Raw genomic sequence first — 16903 nt, 5'->3', positions numbered from 1 at the left:
CGGGCAAATCATCAATATATCACCCGCGTCATATCTCCGACAACGAGCCCTGCGATTCACGCTTCTAATCAATATTGTTTGAATATCTACTTATCGGCGAAAAACCGGCAATTGTCGTGAAAATACCCGCCAAATGTGGTATAAAACAAGATTGCGCACGAAAAGATTGGGCAGAAAGGATCTAACAGTAGTATGGAAAACGATCAGCGGTTAACCCCGTTACCAGGTATCAAGAATTTACAGCCGAACACCCATGTGGACTATTCGGCGGGCGGCGGGTACGCAGCTACCTACGAAGATACGCTCGATAACCGGCGTTCGCTGCGGCAGTATTTCCAGATCGTTTACAAGCGTCTGCCGATCATCATCGCGATCACGATCCTCGCGACTGTTGCGGCGGCTATCTATTCGTATCGCCAGCCGTCACTGTTCCAGACCCAGACAAATGTGATCATCGAGCCGCGCAAGCCGCCCCAATCCAAGCAGAACGTGATCACCGTCAATAACGGTGATGACGCCCGCTATTACATGACGCAGCTTGAGCTGCTAAAGAGCTCGGACCTGATGAAACGCGTGATCATCTCGCTTGGTTTTCATCGCGATCCAAATCTTTTCGCGGAGCAGAACCGCGGATTGTTATCCGGGCTGCGTTCGCTCTTCTCGGTCGACAAAAAACCCGCCGAAACGCCTAATACACTTCCGGTTCTCTCTGAAACCTCGACCGACCCTGAAAATAAGGTCAAGGTCGCCCTGACGCCTGAGGAAGACGCACGAGCTTCAATGTATGCGGGAATGTTCAATGTAGACGTAGTTCCGCTGAATCAAACGAATATCGTAACGGTCAGGGTTACAAGTACCGACCAGGTGCGTGCACCTAAGGTCGCGGACGGTATCGCAAAGCTCTTTATCGAAGAGAACGAAGAGCGCGAGATCGGTACCAGCAAACAGGCATATGACGAGCTTGGCAAGTCTATTGAGGGGCTCAAGGCAACGATCGCCCAGCAACAGAATGATTACATCGCCGGCGTCAAAGCAAGCGCTTTGGGAATGGGCGATGCTAAGGGCGAGGTTCGTGCCGGTAACCTGGAAGGCCTGTTGACACTCTGGCGCGAAGCGTCGAAGGAAACAGGACAGATCGAGGCAAAATATCGATCTGTTTTGAATGCAAAGGGCGGCGATATCCTTGCAGTGGCGCCTGATAACGCCGCAATTTTAAAACTCCGTGAGGAGAATATGAAGGCGCAGTATGACCATCGCAAGCGCCTGGAAGCGATCGATACGAAGATCGATGAAAGGAACGAGAAGCGGAAGGAATTGCTCGCCACCAAGACAGAACTGCACCCTGCCGTCGTCACTATCAATGAACAAATTGCCGAGCTAAAAGCACAAAAAGAGCGAATTGAGCAAGAGGTCGGTGTAAAGATAAAAAATGACGCCAAGGCATTAGAAACGAACGCTGCTAAAGAATTGCTGGCTTCGTTGAAATCGCAGCTCGACGCGGCGCGAAATCGCGAAGCAAGACAGAAAGAGCTGTTTGAGATCGCAGCCGGACAGGCAAACAGTGAAGGTGTTGCCGAGACTCGGCTCGGGACACTTAAGAGCGAACTCGATGCAAACCAAAGGCTTCTGGATACCTACACATCGCAGCAGAAGCAGCAGGAACTGGCGCTCTCGACCGACCGTCCTAATAACATTAAGCAGCAAGGCCCGGCACCTGCGGCCGGACAGATCGGCCCGGCTCGAGGCCGCAATATCTTGGTCGCTCTGCTGCTCTCATTTGCCGCAGGGATCGGCCTCGCGTTTTTGCTTGATTTCCTTGACGATTCGGTACGGACCTCGGACGACATTAGCCGTCATCTAGGTTTGCCGACGCTGGCGTTGATACCGCATTCGCTGAACACGGACAAACGCAAACTGCTCGCGGGCAAGGGTGGTGCGAATCAGGCGGGGCCGTCGACAGCACTCGTGACATTGGACGAAAAAACATCGCCCATCGCCGAGGCTTATCGCCATCTTCGTACCTCGCTGCTCTTCTCAAGTGCGGGCAAACCGCCCCAAACTATTCTGGTCACGTCGTCGCAGCCTTCGGAAGGTAAGACGACGACGGCGATCAACACGGCCATCACGCTTGCACAGGGCGACGCCGACGTTGTTATCATCGATTGCGACCTTCGCCGGCCGCGTCTGCACAGCCATTTTGGGCTGGATAACCAACGCGGGCTGACCAATTATCTCTCGGGGGACAAACAGACCGAAGGCCTGATCCGCACATATCCCGATCTGCCAAAGCTCAAGATCATCACCAGCGGCCCGATCCCGCCGAATCCGGCCGAACTGCTCAGCTCGAACGAAATGCGTAATCTGCTGACGTTCCTCTCGGGCAAATTCAAGCACGTGATCATCGATTCGCCGCCCGCGATCTCCTTCACCGACGCCTCGATCCTTTCGACGTTGGTTGATGGCGTCGTGCTCGTCGCCATGGCCAATAAGAGCTCGCTTCACCTCATGAAGCAGTTCAAGCAGCGCGTCAGCGCGATCGGAGCCCGAATCTACGGCGTCGTGCTGAACGGCATCAAAGCCAATTCGACCGAATACTATTATTACGGCTCGGGCTACTACAACTACTATTCACGTCCCACAGACGACGAAACAACTCCGCTTTTAGAGGATGTGGAGAAGTAGGCGAAAAGCAAGAACAAGAAGAAGTAACCACGAAAAAGCACCAAAGGGACACGAAAAGGGGAATATCTCATTTTCGTGTTCTTTTTGTGTTATTTCGTGGTTTCTCTCTTATTCTCCTAACTTTTCAAACACCCTCGTTCATGTGTTTGGACGCGTATAAAATTAGGCATATACTGTCTGTCGTAACACCAAGATCCAATTAGAAATGCGTCCGGCTTTTGTCCCAAAATGGCTCGACGCAACTGTTTTGTCACAGCAACGACAAGGAATATTTATGAAAAACATTGCCCATTCAAAACGCACATCGCTTTGGCCGATATCACTTATTATTCTCGCAACTTTCGCCCTGATCGGCGTCGGCGTTCAGATCTCGACAACGAACAGCAAAGCCGCGGCGGACGATCGTGCAGACGGTGCGCCGCAGTATCAGATCTTTGACCTCGGTGTGGTGCAGGCGGGCGATACGGCTTCGCAGGGGTTTGGTGTTTCGAACGGCGGCGTGGCGGTCGGGCGGTCGTTCCGGACCGGAGCGACGCAGGCATATAGCTGGACGCAGAGCGGCGGCCGCGTGGCGTTGCCTAATCTGGCGGGTCGGAATTTCGCCGTCGCGAATAGTGCGAATGACAACGGAATCGTCGTTGGAACGGGAGCGACGACGGCATTTGGGTCCGGCAGGCTTCCGCTGGTGTGGCAGAATGGCGTTGTCTCACAGCTTCCGCTCCCGGCGGGCGAAACGCTTGGCGATGCGAACGATGTGACGACTTCAGGAGTTGCGGTTGGCTCGGTCAATGCCGGAACTCTGCAGCGGGCGGTGATCTACAGTGCCGGAGTTGCGACCGTGATAACGCAAACGACTGCGACCGGATGCTTTTTCACCACCGCGTTCGGCATCAACGATTCGGGCCGCATAGTCGGCCAGGGCATCGACCCAAATAATGCGGCACGAAATGTCGGCATCGTTTATGACATGAGCAGCAACACGGCCACCGAGGTTGGTGCTCTGCCCGGATCGAACGGAGCCCTCGCGTTCGGCGTCAGCAACAGCGGTTTTGTAACAGGCTCGAGCATGCTCAATCAAGGCTCAGGCCTGCCGTTCCGTTGGTCGCCATCGGGCGGAATGGTCGCTGTTCCGCTGCCGGTCGGCACAACTCAGGCCTCAGGCAGAGGCGTTAATTCCGCCGGCTGGGTTGTCGGCACGGCTTCGTCGGCATTCGCGATCCCGTTCGTCTGGAACGGCACGACCACTTATCGCCTCCAAGACCTCATCCCCGCAAACTCCGGCTGGGATCTCTCGACTAACACTTCGTCATCAGCTCTCGGGATCAGCGATAACGGAATTATTGTCGGAACCGGCGTCTTCAACGGTGCGACCCGCGGCTATGCGATGGTTCCGGTCGGGGTAACACCGACACCAACGCCGAGCCCAACGCCGACAACATTTCTCGCCTTTGGCTCAACGACTTACAAGCAAGATGAGTCGCAATCTATAGACGTTACGATCAACAGAACTGGTGTGACGACCGGTGGCACAACGGCGTTCCTGACGCTAACGTCGACCCGAGCGGTTATCGGAACAGCGGGTTGCGGAACAGGAGCTGACGTTATCAACATGACGGGGAACGTAATTAACTTTAACCCCGGCGAAACGTCTAAGACCGTCACGCTCGGCTTGTGCGGCGATCTCAGTGCGGATACGGACGAGACGGTCAACCTGACGCTCACTAACGTGACACCAGGTGCTTCTGCCCCGAACAGTGCGGTACTGACGATCAATGACACGGCGAACCAGTTCAAGAACCCGGCTGCGATCTCGATCATCCAGGGCACGGCCGCAGGGCTGTATCCGTCGCCGATCGTGGTCACGGGAGCAACGACGAACGCCTTCCGCATCAGAGTGACGCTGTACGATTTCTATTCGACGAAGCCGGATAATCTCGACGTGCTGCTGGTCGGCCCGAACGGAGCGAAATATGCTCTGGTCGGCGATGTCGGCGGACCTGTCGCGATCACGGAAGCCGGAGCGGTCACACTGACCCTGGCGGATTACCCGAACGCAGTGCTGCCTGACTCAGGTCCGCTGGCAACGGGTATCTTCAAGCCAACTACATGCGAGACGCCCGTAACGAACTTCCCGGCACCGGCACCAGCCGGGCCGTATGTCGAACCGGGATGCGTGGTTGCGAGAACGAATGCCCAATCGCTTTATGGAAACTTTGCCGGTGTTACGGCAAACGGTACGTGGAACCTCTACATCCGCGATGACAACGGAGTCGCAAGGCCGGAAAACGTGGATGAACTCACTGGAGAACTGAAGGGCGGTTGGGGTATTGAGCTGCTTCCGTCAACGGCAACGGGAATCGATATTTCGGGGCGTGTGTTGTCGCCGGATGGGCGTGGGCTGCGGAACGCGACGGTGACGATCACGGATCCGCAGGGCAATCGGCGGACGGCGACGACGGGGTCGTTTGGGTACTACAAATTCTTCGACGTCGAGGCCGGATCGAGTGTCGTGATGGAAGTCCGCTCAAACCGCTACCGCTTCTCCTCGCGGCTGGTTCAGGTTCTCGATACGATCACGGATCTGGATTTTTCGGGGATCGAATAGATACTGGGCGAAAGCCCGCAGTTACATGCAAAGGGCGAAACATTCAACTTGAGTGATTCGCCCTTGCTTACGCGCGGGCTTTTGCATCACTGATCTAGCCGCCGCATCTGTCTGAGCAGAACGTCGGCGTAGAATTTCGGGGTGTTGATGTTTTTCATCACGACCTTGCCGCCGTCGTCGCTGGCGTTGTCGATGGTCAGGTTGCCGAAGCCGAGCATTCGCTGGAGCATCGTCGATGAAACGGTGACGTCCTGAATGCGCCGGATCGGAACGCTGCGGGTCGTGCGGGATATAAAGCCTTCGTCGATCTCGAGCTTTGATTCTGTGAGCTTGTAGCTGACCATCTGCCTTTTGAAGTGATAATATGCGGGGATCAAAAACAGCAGCAGGCCAATAAATACCGACAGCCAAACCGATATCCAATTCGAAAGAAAGACGCTCGTAAAAGCCGCTAAAAACAAGGCGCCGAGAGCCGCGAGAGCATAGCCGACCTTCACGAACATCAGTGTCGGGCTGATCGCGAATATCTCGGCTTCCTGCGAATCAGTATCCGCATCGCCGCCCATCGAGGCAACCGCACCGTTTTCGCGAATCGCCACGCGGGTTTCTTCCTCTACCTCGAAAGACTCGCCGCATTTCCGGCAAAACTTTGCCGTCTCTAAATTATCCGCCCCGCATTTGATGCAATACATACGCTTATCTTCTCCGAGCAAATGATACTCCACAAACGATCTGACGGACAATCATTCGCAACTATCGCATTGGAACCAGTGATCCAAAAAAAAACGCGGCCGGTGCGTCCGGCCGCGGATGTCGATGGCGACTAGTTGGAGAAGAATTGCTCGTTGAGCGGAGAACAGACTAATTTACTAACCTCATCCGGCCATCGGGAAGTTTGACCGCCATTGCGTTCTGCTGGATCGTGAGCGGCGGAGCTTCATTTTTTGCCAGCTGAGCGGCTGTTCTATTGTTCACCCGCGGCATCGTGCTCGCGAGTGCGGGATTTGAGATCGAGCTGTATCTCGCTGAAATACGACGGACGTATTCGCGGGTCTCGTTATAAGGCGGAATATTATTTCCGTATTTCATCACCGCGCCTTCGCCCGCGTTGTAGCCTGCCAGGGCGAGATTTACATCCTGGCCGAACATATCAAGCAGCATTCTCATGTACTTAACGCCGCCCTCGATATTTTGTTTCGGGTCGTAGATATTAGACACCCCGAGACGTCTCGCGGTCGCGGGCATGAGCTGCATCAGGCCGCTCGCCCCTTTGTTTGATGTCGCTTTGAGCTTGAATGACGATTCCTGATGCATCTGAGCGTATATAAGCAGCGGATCGATCCCATAGCGTCGGCTCGAATCGACAATGTAAGAATCGTGTTCGGGATTTCCGGTCGTAAACCCCTTCATACCGTTATTTGTGCCCATGGACATCGCTGACGAACGTGTACCGTAGCTCGTTCCCTCACGCTCAGCGAGCCCCTCGTAAACGTTCATGTTTGACGATCTCGTGTTTTGCTTTGCCTTTGAGGCGTTGACCGGAGCCGACATGCCGGTTGGCATCAAATACCGCTTGCCATTTACTAGTTTCGTGCTGCCGGACGGCGTTGCGTAGGTGACTGAACTGGCGGATGGCCCGCCTTTGGCTGAGGTTTGTATGTATGCGGGTTTTACGACCTGAACACCGTGGGAAGTGTCAAAATTATCAAAAAAACGTGGGCGGTCCTGCGACAAAGCGGGAGTCGCTAGCAGTAGGCAGATGAGTATTGATAGGTGTGATTTTTTCATTGTGGATGGGGATAGGTAGACGGGTATCCATCGAGTTCGAATGGCCTTTTTTCTCGGCCATGACCCTTTCACCTATTTAATAAAAAAGCGCAAGCTTGCATTGTTTCCACAAATTACAAAAATTTTTAACATTGTTGTGGCAATTGTAGCTGGTAGTGGGCAGAGGTCGGTGGTCAATGGTATTCTCTTTGGTGATAACTGACATTTGATCATGCTTTACATTTCGCAAATCCTTAACCGGCCGATCTTTGATATCCGTGATGAAAAGATCGCGGTGATCAAAGATGTGATCGTGAAATACGGTGAGGAAGAACATCCGCCGGTGATCGGCCTGGTTGCGAGGTACAGCCGCCGAAATTTCTTTATTCCGAGTCGTGATTTTCAGAACCTGGGTTTGCACGGGGCTACGATGACATCCGCAATACTTAATCTGACACCCTTTGTTCGAAGGGATGGCGAGGTCTTGTTGGGTAAGGACGTGCTTGATAACCAGTTGATCGACGTCGACGGCAAACGCGTGGTTCGTGTGAACGATGTGCAGCTAATCGAGGCGGGCGATATGTGGCGTGTCTCAGGCGCAGATGTGAGCCTGCAGGGGTTCGTTCGCCGCCTGATGCCGAAAGGCTTTTACGGCAGCGATCGGCCCGTTGAGGTCATTGACTGGGCCGACGTAGGATACCTCGCGACCGATACGGCGACCGTGACGGTGCAGCTTAAATCTTCGAAGGATAAACTTTCCCGGCTTCATCCGGTCGAGATCGCCCAACTCGCTGAATCTCTTTCCCCTATTCACCGAACTGAGGTCGTCGAAAGCCTCGATGACGAGATCGCGGCGGACACTCTCGAAGAGATGTCCACGGAGGCTCAGGCACGCATCCTCGAAGACATGGACGAAGAGCGGGCAGCCGACATTCTGGAAGAAATGTCACCCGACGATGCTGTCGACGTCCTCGATGAAATGGACGATGAAAAGTCGGAGCAGCTTTTCAATCTAATGGAGGAAAATGAGAAGGCAGACGTAGCGGAATTGATGCGGTTCGAACACGATACAGCCGGCGGCTTGATGACGACCGAATTCGTTGTTTTCCCAAAGCACCTGACCGTTGGTGAGACCATTCGAGGCCTGCGCGAAATGGCCGAGACGCCGAACATGATCTATTACCTCTACGTGGTGGAGGAAGAAGATTCATGGAAGATCTGCGGCCTGATCTCGCTCCGTTCGCTGATTCTCGCCGACCCGAACCGAAAGCTTGAGGAAGTGATGCGTACCGATTTCCGCTTCGCCCACCCGTCCGAAAGTGCCGAGGATGTTGCTCAGACGATCTCCGAATACAATCTGCTCGCCCTACCCGTCATCGACGACGAAGGCGACATCGCCGGCATCGTAACGGTCGATGATGCGATGGAAATTCTCCTGCCAAAAAATCTCCAACGCCGTTTGCCGAGGCTTTTTAGCTAAACTCCGAATTGCCTAAGATGATGGTCGATGTGTTTGTGGACGAGCAGAGCCCATTCCTTCGCCGTCATTTTTCCGAACATCGGATGATATTTGCATTCGCTATCGACCGGCGCGTCGCCGAGTTTGTTGATCAGATCGACGAGCTTCCCGCGATCAGCATCAAATTCCTCGGGCTTGCGTCCATTGGCCTGCTGATCAAAATCGGCACTCACCTTAACCTCCTTCGGCATCGTCAGGACGTACAGAATAAGCGGCTTGATAAACGTTCGCGACGCAAACGTACTCTTGTCCGGGAGGCTCGCTTCAAATGGAAATTCGCCCGCCTGAACGAGATGCGACATCATTTGATTCACATTCATCCGGCCCCAAAGCGGGGTTTCATCACCTTTTAACTTGCTCAAACGGTCGATCAGGCTCGAGCGGTTGGCTTCATTTCTGATAGTTTTCATTGGTCTCGTATGATCCTGTTCTCAAACGCGAAAAAGCGATAACTTCGGAAAAGCTGCGCGGTAGATCCCGTCGTCGAGAGTCAAAAGGCTGTGCCCATTTTCGAGAGCGTGAGCGCCTATGTAAAAATCTGTCAAAATGCGTCGAGCTTCGCCGGATCTCCCGCGCCGTCGGCGTGCGGCATATTTCTGAAAAGCCGAAGCCGCAGTTCGCCAAATGGCTTCGCTACTGGACCAATTGACCACGATCTCAGCATCGTCGAGAAAGTTATTAATAAACTCCTCAGTACGTCCAGGCCCTGCCAACAATTCGCCATAAACCGCACCGCAAATCGCGATACCGCCGCGCGACGCCGCTTCATCAAGCAGATCGAGAGCGGTTAGGTGATCGCGTTCGTCGGCATCCCAAAGAGCGACAATGACGTTCGTATCAACAGCCGATATCATTCCGGATCTCGAAGGCTGCGAACGTAGCTAATGACGGCCTCGCGACCCTTGCCAATACCCGGATTTCCAATTCCGGCATATTTTGCAAAACGACTCTCTCGCTTTTGCGGCCTAACGGTCATCTCGCCGCCATTCTGTTCGAAAACCAATTTGTCGCCTTCCTTAACGCCGAGTGCCGTCCTTACCTTGAGCGGTATGGTGATCTGCCCTTTGCTGGTTATTTTTGCGCTTGATTGCATTTTCCTTCCCCGATAATCCTTACTTTATCACGGACTGCCTTACTTTGTATAAATTATTTCGAACATGCTGCCCTAGTGATCCCGCCTCAACTCTGGGCATCGTTTCATAATTAATTTCTATTCCGGGATCCCGACTCGTTTGACCAATTCCTTAAATCGCGGGTCGTCTCGCACGAAGTCCCAGGTTTTATTGACCTTTCGTAGGAGCAACGGCCTTTCACGCTCGTCATACGCTTTGTTTAGATATTCGATCGTCTGATCTTTGTCTTTGCCCCAACCATTTCATCAGCTTCTATTCCGGCAGATTCATCCGTTTCAGCAGATCCTTAAATCGCGGGTCGTCGCGGAGGTCGTCGAAAAGCGGATCGACCTTTATTCGCGACAATTGCTCTTTCGCGGCAAAACCTTTCTCTAGCGCGGCAAATGCCTTGTCCTTGTCGCCAAGTGCTCCATAAATCGTGGCGGCATTTGACGAGTCTGAGAACGTCGGATCTGAACTGTATTTTGCGAGAATCGATTCAGCCTCACTACGGCGTCCGCTTTTTGCGTAAGCGTATCCGCGAAAACGAGCTAATATTCGCTGAGAAACTTCGTCACTCGGCGCTTTGTCTATAAGCTCGATCGTCTCGGCATATTTCTTATTCGCACAGTAGGCATAAGCAAGCCAAAAACGGCCCGAAATAAAGTTAGGATCTAGGTCGAAAGCTTTCTTTGCCAAGTCCAATCCCAATTCGCTTTGCCTGTCAAAGAGATACGCCCCGGCGAGGTTTGCCTGCATTATCAAAGATTGGGGATCCAATTCGACGGCAGTTTTGATCTCACGGATCGAGTCACCGGTGCGGCCGATGTACTGGAGGAAAATGCCGTACTGGTAATGTGAGCCTGCGTTTTTTGGATCGATCTCCAGAGCCTTCCTATATTCACGCTCAGCTTCGGGCCATTTCAATTCCTTCGAAAGCGATATTCCGATGACTGTGCGTGCCTCGGCCAGATTCGGGTCTATCTCTGCGGCCCTGACGGCGGCATCCTTTGCCCTCCTTAGACCCTCTTCCATGGAAAATGAAAAGAAGGAACTTCCCATCCCTAATTGGTACGCATAGCTCAGACCTGCGTAGGCCAGGGCAAAGTTGGGATCGAGCTTTATCGACTGCTCGTAGTAATCAATGGCCTTGTAAATGTCATCTTTTGATCGTTTGGCTAGATGATACTGGCCCCTAAGATAAAGTTGATAGGCCTCGTCATTGTTGGTGTATTTCTTCGCCAGCTTTTGCTCGCTTTCGCCCGACAGTTTTAGCTGCAGTTTGCCCACGATCTCGGTGACGATCTCGCGTTGGGTGGTCAATAATTCCGAAAGCTTCCGTTCATATTGCTCGCCCCACAGAGACTTGTTGTTGCGGGCATCCACTAGCTCGACCGTGATGTTCAGATTGTCGCCCCGCTTGGTAAGTCGTCCGGTCATCACCGCATCTACGCCAAGTTCGGAGGCGATCTTGGCAACATCAGTCGATGCTCCTTTATAACGCATCACCGAACTCGTCGGGCTGACCCGCAGATCAGGGATCTGCGTCAGCCGAAAGATCACCGATTCCGCCAAACCGTCAGACAAATAATCCGTGTCGGCATCCGAATTCCGATTCTCAAACGGCATCACGGCGATGGAATTGATCTGTTTGGAACCAGACGCTGAGAAATATCGATAGCCAAAGAATCCGCCAACAAGAATCAGAACCGCCACAACCAACGCCGCCAGTGGCTTCGCCGCCCTATTTGCGGAAAAGCTCTGCTTTTCCGAAAGACCACTCAAAGATTCCTGAGGCTCCGCCTCCGATCCGCGAGGCAAAACAGCGGTCTGTTCCGTCGTATGAATCTGTGCACGAGTCGGAGCTTCGCCCGGAGCGGCCGTCGCGTGCAAGATCGCGGTTTGCGGTTCGTCCGATGGGAACCCAGTCGCTATTGCTCCCGGTTCTGACACGGAGGCCGTCGCCGGGCCTTCGAGCAGCGAATTGCCATCATCGAGACAATACAGCAAAGTGTCGTCGTAATAATCCCGCCTGCATTCAGGGCATCGTTTCATAAGATTCTATTCCGGCAGATTCAGGCGTATGAGCATTGCCTTGAATCGCGGCTCGGTGCGCAGGTCGTCAAGTTCCGGCATAACTGCGTAATAAGTCGGATATGGTCCGCGGTCGTCAATGTCCTTTTCGAGCCAATCCAAAGCTTCCTTTTTTTCGCCAAGCCCAATGTGGATCACCGCAATGGCGGTGCCAGGAACGTATCGCTGTGAAGATGCCTGCTTTAACTCGGCCAGGAGTTTAACCGCTTCATCCCGCTGTCCGGATTTTGCCAGAAAGAACCCCAGATCTCCTTTTCCGAAGCTAGAACCGCTCAGTTCAATATACTTACGCATTTCGGCTATTGCTTCCGGTTTCATGCCCTTTTGCCAATGCGTCAAACCCAAGCCAGAGAAGGCGTTGGCAAAATTCGGGTCGAAAGAAAGAACACGTTGATATTGAACGATCGCCTCGTCATAGCGGCGGGCGTAAAGTAGTACGTCACCGAGATTTGTTCCAATTATTGGAGAAAGCGGATCCAGCTCCTCGGCTCGCCTCATCGCCGCAATGGCCTCGTCAAACCGTTTCGTCGGGTAAAGCACATCTCCACCGAGCCAGTGATAGGCAGTCGCGTAGTTCGGATCGAGTTCGATGGCCCGGCGGATCTCCTTTTCCCCCGCAACCCGATCGTATTCATAAAAGGTAAAATACGCTTCGAGAGCGGCGTGTGGAGCTGCTAAGGAATCGTCCAGTTCTAATGCCCTCAAAGCCGCCGCTTTTGCCTGTGGCATACTGTCTTTTGATGAGGCGACGTTATACTGCGAAAAAAGAGCGTACGTTTCGGCCAAACCTGCATAAGCGAGTGCGTAGTTCGGGTCTTTCTCGATCGCTTGCTTGAAAAATTCAGCCGCCTGCTTGAGCGATTCGACCGTTCGTCTGTTCCAGGCAAAACGGCCTTTCAAATATAGTTGGTACGCATCGTTGTTGTTTGTGTACTTCTTTGCAAGGCCCGTCTCTTCGCTGGAAAGCTTTAACTGCAATTTTTGAGTTATCGCCGCCGCGATCTCACGCTGCGTTGCGAGCAGTTCAGACATCTTGCGTTCATACTGCTCCCCCCACAGCGATTTGCCGTTGCGGGTATCAACCAGATTTACGCTGATGGTCAAGTTTTCGCCGCGTTGGGTGATGCGTCCTGTCATCACCGAATCAACTCCCAATTCCTTGGCGACGGTCTGCGGGTCGGTTTCCTTGCCTTTGTAACGAAAGACCGAACTCGTCGGGCTGACTTTCAAATCGGGAAGTTGCGAAAGGCGATAGATCAAAGATTCCGCCAAACCATCGCTCAAGTATTCGGAATCTGCGTTACCGCTCCGGTTTTCAAAAGGCAGAACGGCGATCGAATTGATCGGCCCACCTGCTGCAGGTTTGAGATATCGATAACCAAAGAACCCGCCGAGGACGATGACCGCAAGTGCGAGCGGAGCCAAAATGAGACTTTTATCAAACCCAGGCGCCAAGTCAGGACCACCTGCGGTAGCGGGTGGTTGAAGAATCGCGGTTTTCACGTCCGTTCCGTCTGTAGTCCCTGTCAAACCGCCCGCTATCGCAGGGGGTACCGACAAGATCGCTGTCGCCGGTTCATGGCCCGACGAGGCCGTCGCCGGACCTTCGAGCAGAGCATTGCCGTCATCCAGACAATACAGCAGAGTATCGTCGTAATAATCCCGCCTACATTCAGGGCATCGTTTCATAAGATCCTATTCCGGCAGACCCATCCGTTTGATAATGTCCTTGTATCGAAGGTCGTCGCGGAGCGGCTCCCAACCTGGAGACCATCGGATCTCTGGCAAAGAAACAGTACGTGACGATAAATCCTTTTCCAGCCATTCGAATGCCTTGTCTTTGTCTCCAAGACTGGCGTAGACGATCGCGAGGTCTTTCCCCTCCGCTTGTTTATTCCTGTATCGCTCCTCCAGCTCCTTGATCATCGCTTGGGCTTCTTTTGTTCGGCCTGAGACTGCATACGCGACGGCGAGTTCCCCAAAAGAGTTCGAATTCCGACCGACGAGCTCGATCGACTTCTGGAATTCGGCGATCGCCTCATCATTGCGTCCGGTTTTCAGATACGACCAAGCGATAACAAAGTGGCCGCCCGGGAAATTCGGATCAAGATCTATGATCTTTTGGCAAAGTTCAATAGTGGCCTTGTGATCATTTTTCCTTCGATACGTCTGAGCGAGGTTCTGGCTAATGATGCTGGACATCGGGTCGAGCTCGTGGGCGCGCGTTATCATCGCGTCCCCTTCGTCATTTCTCCCCAAAGCAAAAAGGAGGATCGAATACCAGTGATACAACGTCGGGTAATTCGGATTGAGTTCGAGAGCTCGTTTGAATTCAGTTTCTGAGTCTGCCCACCGCCATTTGCTGTAATAGACGTTGCCGAGCGTGGCGTGCGGTTCGGCCAACTGCCCGTCGATCGCGATAGCCTGCCTGGCAAACCCTTCGGCACGTGACTGCGAATCCGCCGGAGCGGTTGGTATGTAGTTGGGCAAAAGTGAATAACTGTCTGCCAAGCCAGTAAATGCCAGGGCATAACTAGCGTCACGGTCGATCGCGATCTGAAACTGTTCTATAGCCTTGTACATGCCTTCAGCGGTTCGTTTGTTCCAGAAGTACCGGCCTCTGAGGTAGGCCTGATAAGCTGCAGGATCAGCCGTTGCCTGCTTAGATACTTTGGCCTCGTCAGCCCCGGAAAGCCGCGGCGACAGCTTGGCAGAAACATCTTTCGCGATCTCGCTTTGAAGCGAAACGACCTCGGCTTGCCGCCGTTGGTATTGTTCGGTCCAAATCACCCGGTTCTTCTGAACATCAACTAATTCCAGACTCAACGTCAAAAGATCGCCGCGCTGGATCACACGGCCGTTGAGAATCGCCTGTACATTCAGTTCTTTGCCGATCGTCTGGAGATCTGCGTCCTTGCCTTTGTAGCGAAACACTGCCGCCCGCGGTCGTACATCCATGTTTGGCAGACCAGACAGACTCTTGATCAGTGTCTCGGTCATTCCATCGCTCAAATATTCAACATCCGCATTCCCGCTCTCATTAACAAACGGCATCACGGCGATCGACTCGATCTGCTTGGCAGGCGTAATGTATCGATATCCGAAAAATCCACCGAGAACGACGATCGCGAGCACGAGCGGAGCGAAAAACAAACGTTTATCGAACCCGCGAGGCTTCGCGGCAACATCACCCATGCTTGCGGGCAAGATCGCCGTCTGGTCGGTCATTTGTATCTGTGCTCGCGTCGGAGCCTCGCCCGGAGCCGCCGTCGAGTGCAGGATCGCGGTCGCCGGTTCATCGGGCGTTAATCCATAGACAAGTTCAGTCCCGTCGTTCAGACAGAAACTCAGCGTGTCGTCGTAATAATCGCGTCTGCATTCAGGGCAACGTTTCATAGAATTCTATTCCGGTAGATTTACGCGTTTGAGCATTGCCTTAAATCGCGGATCATCACGCAGGGGCCGCATATATAACTCGACGCTGAGCCGATGCATTTCCCAATCGCGTTCCTCGAGTGCCTTTTCCAACTCAGCGAACGCTTTGTCCTTCTCACCCAAAGCACCATAGATCGCAGCGATCCGGGCCGCCGCCACCCACTCGGTTTTTGCGAGTTCCCGATACCGGGCGATCATTTCGTCCGCTTTGTCGCGGCGTCCGGCTTTGGCATAGGCAAATCCCGCATCACGAATGGCCATTTGGCTATTCGGTTCATCTTGCAGCCATTTCTCACATATAGCTATCGCTTCATCGTACCTGCGCATTTCGGTGAGGACCGATGCAAGCATCCATCGCGAAAGTAGGTGGTTCGGCTCAAGATCGTGAATTTTACGCGCCTCCACAAGAGCTTCCTCATTTTGTCCTCGTATAAGGTCCGCCCAGGCGACAGTAACCCCCATATTCACATCCAAGGGTTCTGCTTTGAGTCCTTGTTTGATCTCGCTGATCCCTTCGTCAATTCTGCCCGTCGAGAGCAGATATATCTGTCCGTAACGAAAATGGGCCGAAAAATTGTTCGGATCGAGTTCGAGTGCTCGTTTGAACGAGCGTTCGCCTTCAGCCCAGTTCCAGTCATAGATCACCTGTACATAAGCGAGAAAAGTGTGTGCCTCGGAGAGCGTCGGGTCAATTTCCAATGCTTTTTCGGCCGCGGCTTTTGCTTCAGGAAAGGCCTCCTTTGGAGAAAGGTAGGGATAGGCCGGCATCGTGCCATAGACTTCGGAGAGCCGAGCATATGCTAGTGCAAATTTAGGGTCGAGCTTGACAGCCTGCTTGAAGAATTCGATAGCGCGGAGCATGTCTTCCTTTGTCCGCTTGGCAAAGCTGTAACGTCCGCGCAAGTAAAGCTGGTAGGCCTCATTATTGTCTGTGTATTTTTTGCTTATGCCCGTTTCATTGCCTGACAGTTTTAGTTCAAGTTTTTGCGTGATGGCCGTCGCGATCTCACGCTGCGTCGCCAGCAGATCGGCCATTTTACGGTCATACTGCTCGGCCCAGATCAGCTTTTTGGTGCGAGCGTCGATCAGCTGCACACTTATCGACAGGTCATCGCCGCGCTGTGACAAACGCCCCGACATCACCGCGTCGACCTCGAGTTCCTTGGCTATCTTCGCAACATCCGTTTCCTTCCCCTTGTACCGCATGACCGAGCTCGTTGGGCTGACCTTCAGATTCGGCAGCTGCGAAAGACGATAGATCAGCGAATCCGCCAGCCCGTCCGAAAGATAATCGGTATCGGCATCCCCGCTGCGGTTTTCGAAGGGGAGCACCGCGATCGAATTTATTTGACCGCTGACCGAAGCGGTGAAATATCGATATCCAAGAAATCCGCCGAGGACGATCACCGCGAGAGCCACTGGAGCGAACAGCAGGCGTTTATCAAAACTCCTACTCGTTCCAACATCGTCCGTGCCGGTCGGCAAGACCGCGGTCTGGTCTGTCATCTGTATCTGAGCACGAGTCGGAGCCTCGCCCGGAGCAGCCGTCGAGTGCAGGATCGCCGTCGCCGGTTCATCGCTCACACCATGGCCGCTCGCCGGGCCTTCGAGCAGAGCATTACCATCGTCGAGACAGTAGAGCAACGTATCGTCGTAATAATCCCGTCTGCATTCAGGGCATCGTTTCAT

12 protein-coding genes are annotated in these 16903 nt (G+C 53.5%); 3 read left to right on the top strand and 9 right to left on the bottom strand.

Going from position 1 to position 16903, the window contains the following annotated elements; genetic code table 11:
- Window positions 1-192 precede the first annotated feature (192 nt).
- The gene (locus IPG22_04800) at window positions 193-2682 is read left to right on the top strand and encodes a polysaccharide biosynthesis tyrosine autokinase (protein MBK6587619.1); all 2490 of its coding nucleotides are present in this window, start codon (window positions 193-195) and stop codon (window positions 2680-2682) included.
- 274 nt (window positions 2683-2956) lie between these two features.
- Window positions 2957-5287, top strand: coding sequence for a carboxypeptidase regulatory-like domain-containing protein (locus IPG22_04795; protein MBK6587618.1), 2331 nt, complete (start codon window positions 2957-2959; stop codon window positions 5285-5287).
- Between the two features lie 86 nt (window positions 5288-5373).
- Here IPG22_04795 and IPG22_04790 read toward each other — a convergent pair whose 3' ends face one another.
- Window positions 5374-5979, bottom strand: a complete 606-nt coding sequence (locus IPG22_04790) for a PH domain-containing protein (GenBank protein ID MBK6587617.1) — start codon at window positions 5977-5979, stop codon at window positions 5374-5376.
- A gap of 169 nt (window positions 5980-6148) precedes the next feature.
- Complete coding sequence (locus IPG22_04785) at window positions 6149-7075, bottom strand: lytic transglycosylase domain-containing protein (GenBank protein MBK6587616.1); 927 nt, start codon at window positions 7073-7075, stop codon at window positions 6149-6151.
- Window positions 7076-7286: 211 nt separating this feature from the next.
- Between IPG22_04785 and IPG22_04780 the strand changes: the two genes are divergently transcribed.
- Window positions 7287-8534, top strand: a complete 1248-nt coding sequence (locus IPG22_04780) for a magnesium transporter (GenBank protein MBK6587615.1) — start codon at window positions 7287-7289, stop codon at window positions 8532-8534.
- Here the strand turns inward: IPG22_04780 and IPG22_04775 are convergent.
- The 7 genes from IPG22_04775 to IPG22_04745 all read right to left on the bottom strand — a co-directional run bounded on the left by IPG22_04775 (window position 8531) and on the right by IPG22_04745 (window position 16903).
- Window positions 8531-8983 carry a DinB family protein gene (locus tag IPG22_04775; GenBank protein MBK6587614.1) on the bottom strand — a complete coding sequence of 151 codons (453 nt, stop codon included), beginning with the start codon at window positions 8981-8983 and terminating at the stop codon, window positions 8531-8533. The genes IPG22_04780 and IPG22_04775 overlap by 4 nt on opposite strands.
- Before the next feature lie 21 nt (window positions 8984-9004).
- Complete coding sequence (locus IPG22_04770; protein ID MBK6587613.1) at window positions 9005-9427, bottom strand: PIN domain-containing protein; 423 nt, start codon at window positions 9425-9427, stop codon at window positions 9005-9007.
- Entirely contained in the window at window positions 9424-9666 is a 243-nt protein-coding gene (locus IPG22_04765; GenBank protein ID MBK6587612.1) for an AbrB/MazE/SpoVT family DNA-binding domain-containing protein, read from the bottom strand. The genes IPG22_04770 and IPG22_04765 overlap by 4 nt, the downstream gene beginning before the upstream one ends.
- A gap of 292 nt (window positions 9667-9958) precedes the next feature.
- The gene (locus tag IPG22_04760; protein MBK6587611.1) at window positions 9959-11740 is read right to left on the bottom strand and encodes a tetratricopeptide repeat protein; all 1782 of its coding nucleotides are present in this window, start codon (window positions 11738-11740) and stop codon (window positions 9959-9961) included.
- 6 nt (window positions 11741-11746) lie between these two features.
- Window positions 11747-13468 (bottom strand): tetratricopeptide repeat protein, encoded by a 1722-nt coding sequence (locus IPG22_04755; GenBank protein ID MBK6587610.1) that lies wholly within the window; start codon window positions 13466-13468, stop codon window positions 11747-11749.
- A 6-nt stretch (window positions 13469-13474) separates the two neighbouring features.
- Window positions 13475-15175 (bottom strand): tetratricopeptide repeat protein, encoded by a 1701-nt coding sequence (locus IPG22_04750; protein MBK6587609.1) that lies wholly within the window; start codon window positions 15173-15175, stop codon window positions 13475-13477.
- Between the two features lie 6 nt (window positions 15176-15181).
- Window positions 15182-16903, bottom strand: coding sequence for a tetratricopeptide repeat protein (locus tag IPG22_04745; protein MBK6587608.1), 1722 nt, complete (start codon window positions 16901-16903; stop codon window positions 15182-15184).

The sequence above is a fragment of the Acidobacteriota bacterium genome, from assembly GCA_016703965.1.
Taxonomy (GTDB): Bacteria; Acidobacteriota; Blastocatellia; order Pyrinomonadales; family Pyrinomonadaceae; genus OLB17.
Note: the sequence above shows the minus strand (reverse complement) of the source record. Positions and strands in the feature narration are given on the sequence as shown.

Bases quoted from the DNA above. Each gene is read 5' to 3' on its own strand.
- IPG22_04785 (MBK6587616.1), bottom strand. From the start codon at position 7,075: ATGAAAAAATCACACCTATCAATACTCATCTGCCTACTGCTAGCGACT.
- IPG22_04760 (MBK6587611.1), bottom strand. From the start codon at position 11,740: ATGAAACGATGCCCTGAATGCAGGCGGGATTATTACGACGACACTTTG.
- IPG22_04775 (MBK6587614.1), bottom strand. From the start codon at position 8,983: ATGAAAACTATCAGAAATGAAGCCAACCGCTCGAGCCTGATCGACCGT.
- IPG22_04750 (MBK6587609.1), bottom strand. From the start codon at position 15,175: ATGAAACGTTGCCCTGAATGCAGACGCGATTATTACGACGACACGCTG.
- IPG22_04800 (MBK6587619.1), top strand. From the start codon at position 193: ATGGAAAACGATCAGCGGTTAACCCCGTTACCAGGTATCAAGAATTTA.
- IPG22_04795 (MBK6587618.1), top strand. From the start codon at position 2,957: ATGAAAAACATTGCCCATTCAAAACGCACATCGCTTTGGCCGATATCA.
- IPG22_04755 (MBK6587610.1), bottom strand. From the start codon at position 13,468: ATGAAACGATGCCCTGAATGTAGGCGGGATTATTACGACGATACTCTG.
- IPG22_04745 (MBK6587608.1), bottom strand. From the start codon at position 16,903: ATGAAACGATGCCCTGAATGCAGACGGGATTATTACGACGATACGTTG.
- IPG22_04790 (MBK6587617.1), bottom strand. From the start codon at position 5,979: ATGTATTGCATCAAATGCGGGGCGGATAATTTAGAGACGGCAAAGTTT.
- IPG22_04780 (MBK6587615.1), top strand. From the start codon at position 7,287: ATGCTTTACATTTCGCAAATCCTTAACCGGCCGATCTTTGATATCCGT.
- IPG22_04765 (MBK6587612.1), bottom strand. From the start codon at position 9,666: ATGCAATCAAGCGCAAAAATAACCAGCAAAGGGCAGATCACCATACCG.
- IPG22_04770 (MBK6587613.1), bottom strand. From the start codon at position 9,427: ATGATATCGGCTGTTGATACGAACGTCATTGTCGCTCTTTGGGATGCC.